Origin of the sequence: Pseudarthrobacter sp. NPDC058196, assembly GCF_042882685.1 — a bacterium.
GTDB lineage: Bacteria > Actinomycetota > Actinomycetes > Actinomycetales > Micrococcaceae > Arthrobacter.
Genome location: NZ_JBHVVN010000018.1, coordinates 48,182 through 64,849 on the forward strand (window position 1 = coordinate 48,182; position 16,668 = coordinate 64,849).

General features: G+C 67.6%; 12 protein-coding genes and 1 tRNA gene. 9 read left to right on the forward strand and 4 right to left on the reverse strand.

Features of this window, described 5'->3' with window-relative positions; all coding sequences use genetic code 11:
* Positions 1 to 87 precede the first annotated feature (87 nt).
* Together ACFVVC_RS20760 and ACFVVC_RS20765 are read right to left on the reverse strand one after the other, a co-directional pair.
* Positions 88 to 4,605, reverse strand: a complete 4,518-nt coding sequence (locus ACFVVC_RS20760; protein ID WP_387457780.1) for an ExeM/NucH family extracellular endonuclease — start codon at positions 4,603 to 4,605, stop codon at positions 88 to 90.
* A gap of 421 nt (positions 4,606 to 5,026) precedes the next feature.
* Positions 5,027 to 5,114 (reverse strand) — tRNA-Ser (locus tag ACFVVC_RS20765).
* Between the two features lie 109 nt (positions 5,115 to 5,223).
* Here ACFVVC_RS20765 and ACFVVC_RS20770 point away from each other — a divergent pair.
* The 9 genes from ACFVVC_RS20770 to ACFVVC_RS20810 all read left to right on the forward strand — a co-directional run bounded on the left by ACFVVC_RS20770 (position 5,224) and on the right by ACFVVC_RS20810 (position 15,316).
* Positions 5,224 to 6,207: an NAD(P)H-quinone oxidoreductase gene (locus ACFVVC_RS20770; RefSeq protein WP_387457783.1), complete on the forward strand. Its 984-nt coding sequence runs from the start codon at positions 5,224 to 5,226 to the stop codon at positions 6,205 to 6,207.
* Between the two features lie 117 nt (positions 6,208 to 6,324).
* A complete protein-coding gene (locus ACFVVC_RS20775) occupies positions 6,325 to 6,930 on the forward strand; it encodes a PadR family transcriptional regulator (protein ID WP_387457785.1) in 606 nt (201 codons plus the stop codon).
* Positions 6,927 to 7,664 (forward strand): ABC transporter ATP-binding protein, encoded by a 738-nt coding sequence (locus ACFVVC_RS20780; RefSeq protein WP_387457788.1) that lies wholly within the window; start codon positions 6,927 to 6,929, stop codon positions 7,662 to 7,664. The genes ACFVVC_RS20775 and ACFVVC_RS20780 overlap by 4 nt, the downstream gene beginning before the upstream one ends.
* Positions 7,664 to 10,519, forward strand: a complete 2,856-nt coding sequence (locus tag ACFVVC_RS20785) for a hypothetical protein (RefSeq protein ID WP_387457791.1) — start codon at positions 7,664 to 7,666, stop codon at positions 10,517 to 10,519. Before ACFVVC_RS20780 ends, ACFVVC_RS20785 begins: the two co-directional genes overlap by 1 nt.
* A 177-nt stretch (positions 10,520 to 10,696) precedes the next feature.
* Complete coding sequence (locus ACFVVC_RS20790; RefSeq protein ID WP_387457794.1) at positions 10,697 to 12,994, forward strand: carbon starvation CstA family protein; 2,298 nt, start codon at positions 10,697 to 10,699, stop codon at positions 12,992 to 12,994.
* Entirely contained in the window at positions 12,994 to 13,197 is a 204-nt protein-coding gene (locus ACFVVC_RS20795; RefSeq protein ID WP_387457797.1) for a YbdD/YjiX family protein, read from the forward strand. The genes ACFVVC_RS20790 and ACFVVC_RS20795 overlap by 1 nt, the downstream gene beginning before the upstream one ends.
* Positions 13,198 to 13,275: 78 nt before the next feature.
* A complete protein-coding gene (locus tag ACFVVC_RS20800) occupies positions 13,276 to 13,902 on the forward strand; it encodes a bacterial proteasome activator family protein (RefSeq protein WP_387457799.1) in 627 nt (208 codons plus the stop codon).
* A gap of 7 nt (positions 13,903 to 13,909) precedes the next feature.
* On the forward strand, positions 13,910 to 14,353 hold the full coding sequence (locus tag ACFVVC_RS20805) for a hypothetical protein (RefSeq protein ID WP_387457802.1): 444 nt from the start codon (positions 13,910 to 13,912) through the stop codon (positions 14,351 to 14,353).
* A gap of 117 nt (positions 14,354 to 14,470) precedes the next feature.
* Positions 14,471 to 15,316: an aldo/keto reductase gene (locus ACFVVC_RS20810; RefSeq protein WP_387457805.1), complete on the forward strand. Its 846-nt coding sequence runs from the start codon at positions 14,471 to 14,473 to the stop codon at positions 15,314 to 15,316.
* Positions 15,317 to 15,495: 179 nt separating this feature from the next.
* Here ACFVVC_RS20810 and ACFVVC_RS20815 read toward each other — a convergent pair whose 3' ends face one another.
* Positions 15,496 to 15,681 (reverse strand): hypothetical protein, encoded by a 186-nt coding sequence (locus tag ACFVVC_RS20815; RefSeq protein WP_387457808.1) that lies wholly within the window; start codon positions 15,679 to 15,681, stop codon positions 15,496 to 15,498.
* A 104-nt stretch (positions 15,682 to 15,785) separates the two neighbouring features.
* Positions 15,786 to 16,655 carry a class II glutamine amidotransferase gene (locus ACFVVC_RS20820; protein ID WP_387457811.1) on the reverse strand — a complete coding sequence of 290 codons (870 nt, stop codon included), beginning with the start codon at positions 16,653 to 16,655 and terminating at the stop codon, positions 15,786 to 15,788.
* Between the last annotated feature and the right edge of the window lie 13 nt (positions 16,656 to 16,668).

Below are 16,668 nucleotides of genomic sequence, written 5' to 3' on the forward strand. Positions count from 1 at the left end.
CCCCACCAGGGCTTAAACACCGATGCGCCACCACTTCCGGCCCCCAAACCGTTGGAAGGGAACCGGAAGTGGCGGCGCATCCTGGGATCAGCCTCGCAGGCAGGCCCGGTACGCGGCCATGGCCTGTCCGTAGTTCGCCTGGCCCTTGAGGTCCGCGGGCCGGGTGGGCTTGACCGGCGGGACGCATACCGGCTGCGACGGAGTGTCCGCCGCAACCAGGACCGCAGTCCTGACCATCGTGCCGGATTCGACGGCGGTGAGCACCAGGGTGCCCGTCCCCGTTGCAGCGCCGGCCGGCACGGCAAGGTTCACGGCGGCGGCTTCGGCGGCGACCGGGACCGTGCCCAGTTGGGTCACCGTGCCGGCGGAGTCCGTGAACGAGGCCGCCAGTGCCGTGTTCACCGGGCTGCCGAGCGACGTCAGGTCAAGCTTGGACACCGTCAGCGTGAGCGGTTCTCCGGGCTTGACCTCAGCGGCAGTGGTGTTGGTGACAGCCACCGACCGCCGGGCGAAGTCCGGGGACACCGGGCTGCTCTTCTGGAGGTACCCGATCCAGGCATCCCGGTCCACCAGCCCGGAATCGCGGGTGTTGGTGCCCGCGGTGAAGATCCGGAAGTTGTCGCCACCGGTGGCCAGGAAGCTGAAGGTTCCCACCCGGTAGGACTTGGCCGGGTCCAGCAGGTCGCCGTTCACCCGCACGGACGTGATCCGGTCACCGGCCGGGCGGGCGGCATCGTAGGTGTAGTTGACGTTCTTTGACAGGCCCAGCTGCAGGTAGGCCCGGCTGGGAACCGTGCCATCCGGGTTGGTCTGCCACTGCTGTTCGAGCAGCGTCTTGAACTGCGCACCGGTCAAGGACGTGGTCCACAGGTTGTTCACGAACGGCAGCACCGCATTGGCCTCGGCGTAGGTGATGGTGCCGTCCGGTGCGTAGTACAGCTCGTTGCGCAGGCCGCCGGGATTGACGACGCCGATCTCCGCGCCGCCAAGCTCGGCCGGCTGCAGGGAAGAGAGCAGGGAATCGGCCACCAGGTTGCCCAGGGTGGATTCGCTGCCGCGGTCATCGCGCTTGGCACCACCGGTGGCGTCGGTGGTGAACGCCGTGGTGATGTCCCTGGTGACCGAGCCGATGGGCTGGTTGCCTACCACGGAGGCGTCCGCAAGGGCCTTCTTTACGATCGCGTCCACGGCGGCCACGCGCGGGTAGGCGGCCACCAGCTCTGCTGCGGGGTCGGTGGTGCGCTTGATGTTTCCGGCCTTGTACCCGGTCACCTGCTTGGTGGCCGTGTCCACGGTCAGCTGGATCTGGCCCACGTTCTCACCGTAGTTGCCGGTCTGCACGATCGGCCGGGTCTCGCCCGCGGCGCCCGGCACCGGGGCGTCCCAGGCATACTCCTTGTGGGTGTGGCCCGTGAAGATCGCATCCACCTCGGGGGAGGTTTCGGTGACCAGCTTAGCGAAGGGACCCCCGGCTGCAACTTCCTGCTCCAGGGTGGCGCCCTCCACCACCCCGGAACCGGCGCCGTCGTGGTCTTCAACGATGATCACGTCCGCCAGCTTCTCCGCCGTGATCCTGGCGGCCACCCGGTTGATGGCGTCCACCGGGTCGCCGAAGTCGAGGTCGGCGATGCCGGCGGGAGTCACCAGGGCGGGGACTTCCTGGGTAACGGTGCCGATCACGGCAACCTTGATGCCGTTAAGGTCCAGCACCGTGTACTCCGGCAGGGCCGGATCGGTGGTGCCCTTTTTGTAGACGTTCGCGCCCAGGTAGGGGAACTTAGCGTTGGTGCCGCCCGCGCTGACGCGGTCGCGCAGGTCCGCCCAGCCGCCGTCGAACTCGTGGTTGCCCACGGCGGACGCCTTCAGCTCCAAGGCGTTCAAGACGTCGATGGTGGGCTGGTCCTTGGCGACCGCGGACGCGAACAGCGAGGCACCGATGTTGTCCCCGGCCGACAGGAAGGCAGTGGCACCCGGAGCGGCTGCGGAGCGGAGCTTCTCGATGGTCCCGGCGACCTGCACGGTGTTGGAATCGATCCTGCCGTGGAAATCGTTGATGTTCAGGAGGTTCAGGTCAACAGTGGCAGGGACTGCCGGGAGGTCCAGGCCCACCACCACGGGGTCGTGGTCGCTGGCGCGGAACTGGTCCGGTGCGTAGTAGTCGGTGACGTTGTTGTTGTAGCGGCTGTACTCCAGCGCCACGGATTCCACCGAGTTGATGTTCCAGATGTCCGCACCGGTGACCACCGCGTTGGCCGCCGGCGAGGCGAGGATGTGGTCCAGCGAGCCCACCAGGCCGCCGAAGAGGTACGAGTGCTTGGCAGTGCCGTCGGCATTCCTGGCCTTGTCGTCCTGGTTGACGTACCCCGCGCCGGTGAGGACGTTGATCGGGTCTTCCTTGCCGTACGAGTTGAAATCGCCGATCAGGAACACCTTGTCGGTGCCCTTGGACTTCTGCAGCTCGTCGGAGAAAGCCAGCAGGGACTGCGCCTGGGCGGTGCGGGCGAGGTTTGAATTGCCCTGGCCTTTGTCGGTGTCGTCCGGAGTGGCAGCCGAGCCCTTGGATTTGAAGTGGTTGGCGATCGCGATGAACTTCTTGTCATCAGGGGCGCCCACGGGCTTGAAAACCTGGGCCAGCGGCTTGCGGGCGCTGGCGAAGGCGACCGTGTCATTGTGGATGATGGATTCGCCCACCGGCTCGGCGGCGGCCTTCTTGAAGATGAACGCGGTGCGGATCATGTCCTCGTCTGCCAGCGGGGGAGCGTTGGCGGGGGTGCGGACGTAGTCCCAGATGCCCGGGGTGGGGATGTTGAGGGCCTCCACGAGCTTGGCCAGGGCGTCGTCCCGGTTCTTGCCGAACTGGGCGGAGTTCTCCACCTCCATCAGGGTGACGACGTCGGCGCCGGACTTGGAGATGGCGGCGACGATCTTGTCCTGCTGGCGTTTGAAGTTCGCGGCGTTGGCGGCGCCGCGGACGTTGCAGCCGCCGCTGACGGTGATGGGGTTGCCTGCGCGGTCGCTGTAGAACTTGCAGCCGGCAACCTGGTCGCCGGTGGTGGGGAAGTAGTTCAGCACGTTGAAGGACGCGAGCTTCAGGTTGCCGCCCACGGCAGCGGGGGCATCGGTGCGGGTGGCGCCGAAGCGGGCCGGCTGGACGGTGGCCTTGTTGGCCTCCGTCAGGTGGGTCAGCGGCTGGAACTTCCAGGAGTTGTTGGCGTAGCCCAGCACCACGTTGGTGGTGAAGCTGACCGGTGAGCCTACCCGGACCGGATCCGTAGTGGTGAGGTAGGGCAGCACTTCGGCCTTGGTGGCGGCGTCCTTGAGGAAGTTGGTGCTGGACCCGTCGTCGAGCTTGATGCCGCGGGCGGCGTTGTCAGCCACCACGGCGGCGTATTCGGCGGAGCCGTAGGGTGCCACGGCGGTGGGTTGCTCCAGTGCGGTGGTGCCGCCGGCCAGGCCGATTTCGCCGTACTGGTTCAGGCTGTAGTTGTCACTGACGGTCATGGGGCCCTGGGGTGCCAGCAGCATGCCTTCCAGGGACTCACGGAAGGCCTCGCCGGCCGGAAGCGTGAAGATGGTGGGCTTGACCTCGGGTGCGGCCTCGGACAGTTTGGTGAGGCCGGCAGCCGCCGTGACGTTCAGCTGGGTCATTCCGTAGTACTCGGCAACCGTGCCCGTGACCTGGACATAGTCTCCGGTCTGGACCGAGCCCACCGTTGCGGGCGAGTAGACGAAGATGCCGTCAGAGGCGGAGTGGTTGGTGGCGCTCAGGTCACCGCCCGTGCCGGGGGTCTGGATGTAGTAGCCGTTCAGTCCGCCCGTGGGAAAGGTCGCGGTGACCTTGCCTTTGGTGGTGGCGGCGGCTCCGGCCAGCGGGCTTTCGGCACCGGTGCCCTGGATCTCGGCGATACTGCGGTTCACCGGGTCAGGGGCCGGTGCGGGGTCCGGCGCGGTGCCGCCGGAGGACGTCGGGGTGATGGCGGCGCTGAGCGTAAAGTCTGCGGCGTTGCTGTTGCTGTCCGCGCCGCCGGTCCGGTTCAGGCTCTTCACGTCGGTGTTGGAAGCGGGTGCCGCGGTGGCCTTGGTCTCAAACGTGTTGGAGCTGCCGTAGCCCAGGAGATCGGCCACGCCCGCAGGCTCCACCACGGATCCGGTGGAAAGTCCGACGGCGGTGGGCTGCTTCGCGAGCACAATGGTGCCCCCGCTGCCGCCGAAGTTGAGCGCCCCGGCCACGAGGTCCGGCGCGGGCAGGTCTGCACCACTGGTGCCGTTGCTCCCGCCCTGCACCAGGTAGTAGCCCTTGGCGGGAATGGACCCCGACAACGCGGCGACTCCGCTGGGAGCGGCCGTTCCGGTGGCCGGGCGGTACTGAACCGACCAGCCGTCCAGGGACACGGGCGCGTCGGAGCTGTTGTACAGTTCCACGAATTTGTGCTTGTATGCGGCGCCGCTGCTGCCGCCGCTCAGGTAGGCCTCGTTGATGACAACGGGGGATGTGCCGGGCGCGGTTGAGACCTCCGCGGCCGCCGGAACAGCAGCCAGCGGGGCTGCGATGAGCCCCGCCGACAATGCTGCGCCGAGCGCTGACTTCCAAGGTGTGTGATGCATCCGCTCTTACTTTCATTGAGGAGTACCGGGTGGGTGGACCGGTGGGTGCGTCCATGCTTCATGGATCGGACTGGGCACGATCGTGCCTGGCCAGGTGGTTGTCCAGGCACATGACAACAGCACTGAATGAACGCAAGGTTGCTGGCGCGTGCATTCGGCGGGGCGTTCCCCAGCGGTGCGCCCCGCCGTCCGGTACGGGCTTTTCCCCAAGCCCGGACCGGAGGTGCTGGTGGCGGGAGTGATGATCGCCGGCAACCCGGGGGTGTGCCGGCAGTCACAAACGATACCCGCCTGTAGCATCACGACCAGGTGTTTGCGGTGGCTTTATCCAAAGAATTTACATATCCGCAACACGGCCGGGCCGGTGAGCTTAAAGCAAAAAACCCCTGGCGGCCGGTGCCGGCTGCCAGGGGTTCCCTTGCGGAAGGTAAGAGATTCGAACTCTTGGTACGGGGTTACCGCACACTGGTTTTCAAGACCAGCTCCTTCGGCCGCTCGGACAACCTTCCTCAGCTAGTAGTGTTTCATAGGCACTTGCCTGCAACAAAACAGGCCGCGGGCAGGAGTCCGGTGCACACTGGTTGCAGCCAGGATTTGAATCAGGAACGGGAGAGGTCCATGAAAGCCGTCTACATTTCGGAACCGGGCGGCCCGGAAGTGCTGGAAGTCCGCGACGTGGATGCGCCGGTACCCGGCCAGGGCGAAGTGCTGATCGATGTGGTGGCTGCCGGCCTGAACCGGGCGGACGTCCAGCAGCGCCGCGGCTTCTACCCGCCGCCTCCCGGTGCCTCCGAAATCCCCGGACTGGAAGTATCGGGCCGGATCGCCGGTTTCGGCCCCGGCGTCAGCAAGCCCTTCTCGCTGGGGGACAAGGTGGTGGCGCTGCTGGCCGGCGGCGGGTACGCCCAACAGGTGGCGGTCCCGGCCGAACAGGTGCTGCGGGTACCCGAGGGGGTTGACCTGGTCACTGCGGCGTCCCTGCCCGAGGTGGCGGCGACCGTGTACTCCAACCTGGTCATGACGGCGCAGCTGCAGCCGGGCGAGACGGTCCTGATCCACGGGGCCACGGGCGGAATCGGCACCATGGCCATCCAGCTGGCCAAGGCGTTCGGCGCCAAGGTTGCCGCCACGGCGGGCACGGACGAGAAAGTAGGCACCGCCAAGGCGTTCCTCGGTGCGGACATCGCCATCAATTACACGGAAGAGGACTTCCCCGAGAGCCTCCGCCGCCAAAATGGCGGCAAGGGTGCCGATGTCATCCTGGACGTCGTGGGAGCCAAATACCTTCCCCAGAACGTGGACGCCCTGGCCGATTACGGCCGGCTGGTGGTGATCGGCCTGCAGGGCGGCACCAAGGGGGAGCTGGACCTGGGGCTGCTGTTGAAGAAGCGCGCGGCCGTGGTGGCCACGGCGTTGCGGCCCCGGCCCGTGGCGGAGAAGGGGGCCATCATGAGTGCCGTCCGGGACGCCGTGTGGCCGTTGATCGTCGATGGCAGGATCCGCCCGCTCGTGGCCAAGACCTTCCCGCTGGACCAGGTCAGCGCGGCCCACCGCTACTTCGACAGCGGGGATCACGTGGGCAAGGTCCTCCTGGTCATGTAATGGCCTAGATACTCAGTATTGCCAGAGGCGCGGCTGCCCGTTAGTGTTGTCCATACGCGGTATGCACGAGTCTTGGGGGCTCGTGCATACCGGTAGAGACCAGCCCGGGGGAGCACAATGTCCATACGCCATAGCCTCCTTGCCCTGCTGCAGGACCAGCCGCGCTACGGCTACCAGCTGCGGGTCGAGTTTGAGAACCGCACCGGGGCCACCTGGCCCTTGAACATCGGCCAGGTGTACACCACCCTGGACCGGCTGGAACGCGATGCCCTGGTTGCCAGGGACGGCGACGACGGCGAGGGCCACGTCGTGTACAGCATCACCCCCGCCGGCCAGGCCGAGGTCCGGAGCTGGTTCGCCGCGCCCGTCGAGCGCAACAACCCGCCCCGCAACGAGCTCGCCATCAAGCTCGCGCTCGCCGTGACGCTGCCCGGCGTGGACGTCCAGGCCATCATCCAGGCCCAGCGCGTGGCTTCCATCAGGGCTTTGCAGGATTACACCAAGGCCCGCCGCGACACCGCGGCGAACCAGCGCGCGGCGGACACCGCTTGGCTGCTGGTGCTCGATTCGTTGATTTTCCAAACCGAAGCGGAGGTCCGCTGGCTGGACCTCTGCGAGGCCAGGATGGTCCAGCAGGCGCAGTCGGCCGCGGCGGCCACTGCCCGGAAGACGTCCAGCGGGGCCACGGAAGACGCCCCGCTGAACGCGGACACCCGCCGGTGAGCGTGCAGGGGCCGCAGCAGGTCCTTGAGCTCGCGAAAGTTGGCAGGACGTTCGGTGAGGGCGCGACGGCGGTCGCCGCGCTTCGCGATGTGGACCTCACCATCGGCGCGGGGGAGTTTGTCGCCGTTATGGGCCCTTCGGGCTCCGGCAAGTCCTCCCTGCTGGCCCTGGCCGGCGGCCTGGACCGTCCGACGTCGGGCGCTGTCTTCGTGGAGTCAACGCCCCTGGCGGGGCTGGGCCTGAACGAGTTGGCCCGGCTGCGCCGGCGGGCGGTGGGGTACGTGTTCCAGGACTTCAACCTGGTGCCCACGCTGACGGCCGAGGAGAACGTGGCGCTGCCCCTGGAATTGGACGGGACATCGGCCCGGAAGGCGCACCGGCAGGCAGCCGATGCGCTCCGGCAGGTGGGGATATCCGAGCTCGCCCACCGGTACATGGACCAGATGTCCGGCGGCCAGCAGCAGCGGGTGGCCATCGCCCGGGCCATCGTGGGCCAACGGCGGCTGATCCTGGCCGACGAACCCACCGGCGCCTTGGACTCCACCACGGGCCAGGGGGTCATGGAGGTCCTGCGGTCTCGTGCCGACGCCGGTGCCGCCGTCATGCTCGTCACCCATGAAGCGCGGCACGCCGCCTGGGCTGACAGGGTGGTCTTCCTCAGGGATGGCCGGATCATCGACCAGGCCACCGCCATGCACGACCCCACCATGCTCCTCACCCAGGCCGGACTCTGATGCCGTTGGACCTGGCTCCGGCGCCCCATGGCCGCCGGAGCAGCCTTCGGGTTGCCTTGCGGCTGGCGCGCCGCGAGATCGCCCGCCACAAGGGGCGGTCCCTGCTGATCATCCTGCTGATCATGGTGCCGGTGGCCGGGATGACCGGCGCCGCCACCCTCTACCAGAGCTCCCAGCGGACGCCTGTTGAAATCGTGGACTACGAACTCGGCCGCACGCAGGCCCGGTTCAGCACCCTGCCGGTTCCGGGCGCCGAATCGCTCCAGGACCCGCTCAACGATGCCGTGGTGGCCTCCAGCACCGGCCGCTATGACCCGGACTTCAAGCCCGCCGACCCTCGCGACGCCCTGCCCGCGGGCTACGAAGTCCTGCCACAGCGCCTGCTGCAGCTGACCACCGGCGTGGGCGAAGCCCTCCTGGCACTGCAGGGCAGGGAAGTGGACGCACTCAATCCGGCCTTCGCCGGCAAGTTCACGCTCCTGGACGGGCGGCCCCCGCGCGGCGCGGCGGAGGTCCTCGCCTCACCCGGGCTGATGGCCCGCTTCAAGCTCACCTTTGGCAAGGAATTCACGACGTCGGCAGGGACCTTTGTCCCGGTGGGCACCATCCGCGACGCCGGCTCGGCGGACAGCAACAGCTTCCTGTACCTGCAGTCCCACCAGGTGCCTGAGAATTTTGCCCCCGGGCCGCATACCCGCCTGTCGGTGTCGTATTACCTTGTGGGGCCGGACCCCGTGACATGGGATTACATCAAGGACGCCAACAGTAAAGGGGTGGCGGTGCTGTCGCGCAGCGTGGTCCTTGACCCGCCGCCCCTCGAACAGCGCGTCGTCCCGGGTTCGCAGCCCCGCGACGACTCCTCGGCCCTGATGGCCGTCTACGCCACCTTCGGCCTGGTCGGCGCGCTCGCACTCCTGGAAGTGGGCCTGCTGGCCGGTGCCGCGTTCGCCGTGGGAGCCAAGCAGCAGGTGCGCGAGTTGGCACTCCTGGCATCATCCGGGGCGGAAAGCCCCACCATCCGCGCGGTGGTCACCGCAGGCGGACTATGGCTTGGCGGCATCGCTGTTGCCGCGGGTGCCGCGGTGGGGCTGGGAGGCGCTGCCGTCGTCGTCCATCTGGTCCGACTGACCGGATCTGTCCGGCTGGCGGGCGTGCACCCGGACGTCCCCATGACCCTGGCCGCTGCTGCCATGGGCCTGGCGGCCTGCGTCCTCGCAGCCATGGTGCCGGCCCGGCAGGTGTCACGCCAGGCGGTCCTTGGCGCGTTGAAATCGGGGCGGGCACCGGCTCCGAAGACGCGGCGGTCCACTGTTGCAGGTGCCGTGGCGCTGGTGGCTGGGGCGGGGCTCCTGCTGGCCGGCTGGGTGCTGGGTACGTCCACCACCGATCCCGACCAGCGGGCCGCGGAGCTGCCCCTGGTGGTCACTATCCTGATCCTGGGTGCCGTGCTTGGCGTAGCCGGCCTGGTCATGGTCACCGGCTGGCTCGTCCTCCGCCTGACTTCCCGCACGCGTTGGATGACCCTGTCCCTCCGGATGGCGGCACGGGACTCGGCCAGGAACCGGGGACGGAGCGTTCCCGCCGTCGCCGCAGTTCTTGCAGCCGCGGCGCTGGCCAGTGCCGCAATGGTGCTCTCGGCCAGCCAACAAGCGGGGATGCGGCAATCGCACTGGTGGGGCGGGCTGGAAAACCAGGCGTCCTTGCCCCTGGTGGTGGACCCGCCGATGGGTGCCGGCGGCAGCAGGCAACCGCCAGTGCACGTGGACGCGTCCGCACTCTCCGTTGCTGTGGCCGGGGCCTTGGGCACGGTGGAATCAACCCACCCCATCACCACCCCGGAAAGCACGCGCACTTGCACTGACGGTCCGGCGGACACAGCATTGCCGGCCCGGACGTCCTCATCCAACTGCCTGCAGTATTCGCTGGCCCTGCCAGAAGCCAACGCGTGTCCGCGAACGCCGCAGGGGAGGCTGGCGGATCCGGGTGATTGGCGGTGCCGCGGTTCGATGGCCCTTCGGTCGCCCTACGACGGGACGGTCCTGGTGGGCGGCGAAGAGGATATTCGCGCCGTGCTGGGCCGGGACGCCACCCCGGAGGCCCTGGCCGTGCTGAACACCGGCGGGATGGTGGTGACCAACCGGGTGTTCGTCAGCGACGGACACGTGCTGCTGCAGGCACAGGATGTCCGGACCCATGAGCCGGCGGTGCCGGGGCCTGGCACGGTCCCCGCCACGGTCGGCAGCACGCCGCTCGCCGCGGCAGTGCTCGAACCGGTGGTCCCCGTCCCCTACTACGGCGTCGTGTCGCCCGAAACGGCGCAGCGGCTTGAGCTGCACCCGGAACCAGCGGCCTTGCTGGTCCAATTGGCCGGCGCCCCGTCGGAGGCGGAATCGGATGCGGCGTCCGCAGCGGCGGCATCGGTCTACGGGCTACCGGGGATAACCTTCCGGGCTGAACCGGGCATCTCCCAAGGCAGCCAGTGGACCACCTGGATCATTGTCGCGGTCAGTGCGCTCATCACCTTCAGCGCCGCGGGGATCACTACCGGCCTGTCAATGGCGGACGCCCGCACGGACCATGCCACGCTGGCCGGTGTGGGCGCTGCGCCGCGGTTGCGCAAGGCCCTGGCAGGGTCCCAGGCCCTGTTCTCCAGCGGCGTCGGGGCGGTGCTGGGAACTCTGGCAGGAACCGTGCCCGCCGTCCTCCTGGCGCTCTCCACGGGCCTGCGGACCGCCGTCGAGGTCCCGTGGCTGCACCTGTCAGTCCTCGTGGCGGCGGTGCCGTTGACGGGGGCCGCGCTCGCATGGGCTTTCACCCGTTCGAGGCTGCCCGTGTTACGGCGCAGCCTGGGGTAGGAGCCGGCTTCGGAGTCCGACCACCGCGTTCCTCCCTGCTTGTTTCCCGCTCGTTCGTCGCCGGTTCGCCGCCGCTCACCGCACATCCTGGCGCTGCGTCGCCGTCGGACGTTCCCGGCGGGTTACCCGTTGGTAGGGTGCCGGTAGCAGATGTGCGGAATCTCTCAAGGAGGAGACATGGCCGGAATACCGGATCAGCGGAAGATCGGATCCCGGGCGGAGGGCGGGCTGGCGACGGACCCGGATCTTCCCCCGCCCGCTGTAGACCAGGAAACGCTCGCGGCCGAAGACCGGAGGTGGACGCCCGCCAAGATTGCGCTGTGGGTGGCGATCGCGCTGCTGGGCGGGGTTGCCTGGTTCATGCTGGCGATCGTCCGTGGCGAAACCGTCAACGCGATCTGGTTCGTTTTCGCCTCCATCTGCACGTACTTGATCGGCTACCGCTTCTACTCCAAGGTGATCGAACGCTACATCACCAAACCTGACGACCGACGGGCGACGCCCGCCGAGTACAAGGCGGATGGGAAGGACTACGTCCGCACGGACCGGAACGTCCTCTTCGGCCACCACTTCGCCGCCATCGCCGGCGCCGGCCCGTTGGTGGGTCCCGTCATCGCCGCGCAGATGGGCTACCTGCCCGGCACCATCTGGATCATCATCGGCGTCGTCCTCGCCGGCGCCGTGCAGGACTACCTCGTCCTCTTCTTCTCCATGCGCCGCGGTGGCCGCTCGCTGGGGCAGATGGCCCGGGAGGAACTCGGTGTCGTCGGCGGCACCGCCGCCCTCATTGCCACCCTGCTCATCATGGTGATCATCGTGGCCATCCTGGCGCTCGTCGTCGTCAATGCCCTGGGCGAAAGCCCGTGGGGCGTCTTCTCCGTGGGCATGACCATCCCGATCGCCCTGTTTATGGGCGTCTACCTGCGCTATCTGCGCCCCGGCAAGGTGATGGAGGTCTCCATCATCGGGTTCGTCCTGCTGATGGCTGCCATCATCGGCGGCGGCGCCGTGGCCGGCACCGAGTGGGGTGCAGCATTCTTCCACCTGGACAAGGTCACCATCGCCTGGGGCCTCATCATTTACGGCTTCATCGCCGCGATCCTGCCGGTCTGGCTGCTGTTGGCGCCACGCGACTACCTCTCCACGTTCATGAAGATCGGCGTGATCGTGATGCTCGCGCTGGCCATCGTGGTGGTCCGGCCTGAAATCACCGTCCCGGCCTTCAGCGAGTTCGCCGGCCGCGAGAACGGGCCGGTGTTCTCCGGCGCCCTGTTCCCGTTCCTGTTCGTCACCATCGCCTGCGGTGCGCTGTCCGGTTTCCACGCGCTGATCTCTTCGGGCACCACTCCCAAGCTCATCGAGAAGGAACGGCAAACCCGGTACATCGGTTACGGCGGCATGCTGATGGAATCCTTCGTGGCCATCATGGCGCTCGTGGCGGCCATCTCGATCGACCGGGGCATCTACTTCGCCATGAACGCACCGACGGCACTGACCGGCGGCACCGTGGAAACGGCTGCGCAGTGGGTCAACAGCCTGGGCCTGGCGGGGGTCAACATCACCCCCGACGCACTGGCCCAGACCGCCAAGGACGTCGGCGAACAGAGCATCATCTCCCGCTCCGGGGGTGCCCCCACCCTGGCCGTGGGACTGGCACACATCATGCACCAGTTCATCGGCGGGACCGCCATGATGGCTTTCTGGTACCACTTCGCCATCATGTTCGAGGCGCTCTTCATCCTCACCGCAGTGGACGCCGGCACCCGTGTGGCCCGGTTCATGCTGCAGGACTCGATCGGAAACTTCGTCCCCAAGTTCAAGGAGGCGTCATGGCGGCCCGGTGCGTGGCTCTGCACCGCCGTCATGGTCGCAGCGTGGGGTGCCGTGCTGCTGATGGGTGTCACCGATCCGCTCGGCGGCATCAATACACTGTTCCCGCTGTTCGGCATCGCCAACCAGCTCCTGGCAGCGATTGCCCTGGCCGTATGCCTGGCCATCGTCGCCAAGCGCGGCACGTTCAAGTACCTGTGGATCGTTGCCGTGCCGCTGGCCTTCGCCGCGGTGGTCACCATCACTGCCAGCTACCAGAAGATCTTCTCGCCCGTTCCGGCCGTGGGGTACTTCGCCAACAACGCTGCTTTCAGCAAGGCGCTTGCGGACGGCAAGACGGAATTCGGGACGGCCAAGACCGTGGCAGCCATGGAGGCCGTGGTCCGGAACACCGCCATCCAGGGGTGGCTGTCAGTGATCTTCGTGCTGCTGAGCATCATCGTGATCGCCACGGCGGTACTCGCTACAGCCAAGGCGTTCCGTGACCGGGCGTCCGGGACTGCCACCACGGACAACGAAGACCCCGCCGTGCCCTCCAGGGTGTTCGCCCCCGCCGGTTTGGTACCGACAGCTGCCGAGCGCGTACTGGGCGCGGAGTGGGACAAGGTGCCCGCCGGCGCCCGCCTTGAGCGGGGCGGACACTGATGAGCGGCGGAATCACTGCGGTGGCGAATGGCTTCCGCGGGTTTGCGCGGTACCTGGGTGGTGTCATGGGTGCGGATGCCTACGCCAAGTACCTGGAGCACCACAAGGCCTCCGGGCACCGGGAACCACCCTTGGGTGAGCGGGAATTCTGGCGGGACCGCACGGACCGCCAGGACAGCAACCCACAGGGCAGGTGCTGCTGATTGAGCCCGCAGCGGACAAGGCACCGGTGGCGTTCATGGAGTGTCCCGGGGCCCGATGGCGCATGAGAGTATGAACGCATGAGCGATCCCAATGACACTCAGGCAGCTGAGGATCTCCCGGTAGAAGGCACCCCCGTTGACGACGACCCGTCGCCGCTCCAGGCTCCGCGGGGAACGGACGGAAGGCCGCAGCGCAGCAGCCTGCACGACCTCGTTGACGAACCGGCCAAGGTGATGCGGATCGGCACCATGATCAGGCAGCTGCTGGAAGAGGTGAAGTCCGCACCTCTGGACGACGCCGCGAGGGGGCGGCTGGCAGCCATCCACAAGCGTTCCATCAAGGAGCTCGAGGACGGCCTCGCCCCCGAACTGGTGGCTGAACTGGACAGGATCAACCTGCCTTTCTCCGACAACGCCACCCCGTCGGATGCTGAACTTCGGATCGCCCAGGCCCAGCTGGTGGGCTGGCTGGAGGGCCTGTTCCATGGCATCCAGACGGCCATCGCGGCACAGAACGCTGCCCGGGAACACGCTGCGGCACAGCTGCAGCTTCGCCAACTGCCGCCGGGCACCATGATTGCGCCCGGCGTCGTCATCGGTGAAAACGGTGAGCCGCAGCGGGCGCCGGCCGGGGCACGGCCGCCGGCGCAGGGCACGCCCAACCAGCGGGAAGACCCGGACCACGGTCCCGGGCAGTACTTGTAGGCTGCGCTTGGGCTTTTTCAGCGCCGCCAGGCAGGGGCGCAAAGATGATGCCGAACTCGGCCAGGGGTTGTGGCGCCGTGCGCACGACCGCTTCCACAGGGGTTTGGACCGCTTCCACCAGGTGCTGGAAGGGGTGGAGGACGACCAGCTGTACGGCGAGCTGGTAGAGATTGCCAACGACCTCGCAGCCCTGTTGCAGCGGGTCCGGGCAGTGTGCATGGAGGCCCAGCGCCGTTCGCCCAGTGATGGCCTGGACATCCCGGCCGAACTGGCGGACGTCCATCGTGCCTTGTCCAAGGCGGGAAACTCGCTGGCCACCACCGCGGAGGCGGCCGCCATGCTTCGGCTCGCCGTGGGGCCGGTGCCGGTCGGGGCGGCGTCCGTCCGGCGCCGCGCTGAAGCGGTCTTCCAGCAGGTTGACGACGCCGAACACCGGCTCCGCGGGGAGTAGTTCCGTCAGAGGCACGAAAATATTCCCGGTCCGGCCGACGAATATTGCCGTTACGCGCCTGGCTGACAGAGCGGGAAATGGGGCCATCTGGGTCCGCGGCTTTGGCAGGATGAACTTATGACTCTTTCACCTACCTTGACTTTCAACGACGGAAACACGATCCCCCAGCTCGGCTACGGTGTGTGGCAGGTTGAGGATGATGTGGCTGAAAAGGTTGTCCGCCAGGCTTTCGAAGCCGGCTTCCGCCACATTGATACGGCAAAGATCTACGGCAACGAGGCAGGCGTGGGCCGCGCCATTGCCAGCTCCGGCCTCTCGCCTGAGCAAATTTTCATTACCACCAAGCTGTGGAACGCGGACCAGGGATACGAGTCGACCCTCGCCGCCTTCGAGGAGTCCATGGACCGCCTTGGCCTGGACACCCTGGACCTGTACCTCATCCACTGGATGCAGCCCAAGCAGGACAAGTACGTCGATACCTGGAAGGCGCTGATCGAGCTGCAAAAGCGCGGCCGGGTCAAGTCCATCGGTGTCTCCAACTTCACGGCAGAAGGCCTGCAGCGCCTTATCGACGAAACGGGAGTGGTGCCGGCCATCCACCAGATCGAGCTGCACCCGTACTTCAGCCAGCGTGAGCTGAGGGCGTTTGGAACCGACAAGGGCATCTTGACCCAGGCCTGGTCCCCGCTGGGCCAGGGCGGCGAGCTGCTGGCGGACCCCGTCGTGGCGTCCATCGCGGCCAAGCACCAGGCCACGCCGGCGCAGGTTGTCATCGCCTGGCACCTCGCGATCGGCAACGTGGTCATCCCCAAGTCGGTAACCGAGTCCCGCATCAAGGAGAACTTCGCAGCCCTCGAGGTCTCCCTGGACGCTGACGACGTCGAGGCAATCAACGCACTGGACCGGACCGCCGGCGGCGAAGGCCGGATCGGACCCGACCCTGCCGTTTCCGACTTCCAGTAAGCCCGCGGTTCCACTGATCCGCGACGGCGGCCCACGGCCTCACCCGGCCGGCGGACTCCCGCCACTCCAACGTCAGCCCGTGCTGCCGGCAACCGCCGGGCGGCGCGGGCTGACGCCTTTAACGCAGCCCGTGTTGCGGTCTCGGTGCCGCCGCGTTGCGTGTTCCCGTTGGCAGGCGGTCAGGCAGCGATTCTGACCGATTCCACGCTGACGGCATCCACCACGGCCCAGCTGTCCACGCCTGTGCACTGCCTGCTGGCGAAGCGCTCCGCCTCGGCCAAGGTGTCAAAGACCTCGGCACGGGCACGGCCACAGTCGGCGTCGAAGTAGGTGACGTGAAATTCCTGAACGGCTTGGTTCTCCATGAATCCAGTGTGCAACCGGGGTCTGACATTCTTTGGAATCCGGCCCGCGTGTTGCCATCCGGCCCGGAAACGGGGGAGGGCCCGGGCCGGGGCGCCGGCGTTCCTCACGGCTTTTGGGACGCTGCCGCTGATGGTTCAAGGTCGGCCAGGGTCAGCAGGTGTGGAGGATTCGCCGCGAACGGAAATGTGGCGGTTACCGCCAGCGATCGGTCCACGTGGACCAGCTCTCCGGGCGCCAGGGCACGCCAGCGCGGATTGTTGTCCATCGGTTCGGTGGCGAACAGGACGTGCGGAGAAAGGGACAGATCCGTGCTTCGGGAATGGATCCGTCGGCTTCGGGCATCCAGCGGAGCTGCCGGGGCCGGTTCGGCGGCAGGGTTCCTCTCCAGGATGTACAACTCGTGGCTGGCCGGGTACCGGAGCGCCCAGAGGTCGGTGGCAGTAGTGAGGATGAGGTTCAGGCTGTAGACCGGCAACTCCGCCGCGACCCACTCGACGGCCCGGACGATGCTTTGTCCGATGTCGCCGCCTGACGTGCGGGCATGGGCCGTGATGAGGGCGAACAGCCGCTCACTGTCCGTCTGGCCCTGCACCAGGTCCGCAACGCCCAGGTCGGCGAGATGGCGGTCAAGGCGGTCGAGGCCGGTGAAGGCGCCGTTGTGGGCGAAGAGCCGCCCATCCTGCATGAACGGGTGCGTGTTGGCCACGGTGCGCGCACCGGTGCTCGCGTACCTGACATGGGCCAGGAAGGTGGTGCTCCGCAGCTCGCGTGCTTCGCGGGCAAACGCATGGTCTTCCCAGGCTGCCAGCGGCCGTTTGCTCAGCCTGGCCCGGCCATCCGCGTCGAAGGTCCCGATGCCTGCGCCATCGGGCTCGCGCCGGCTTTGCTCGGTGAGGCTGTCCGGGGCGTCCAACAGCCAAAATGTCGCCCGGACGGTCCGCGGACCGGCGTGCAGCCCAAACAATCGGCACATGGCGCGTCCTCCT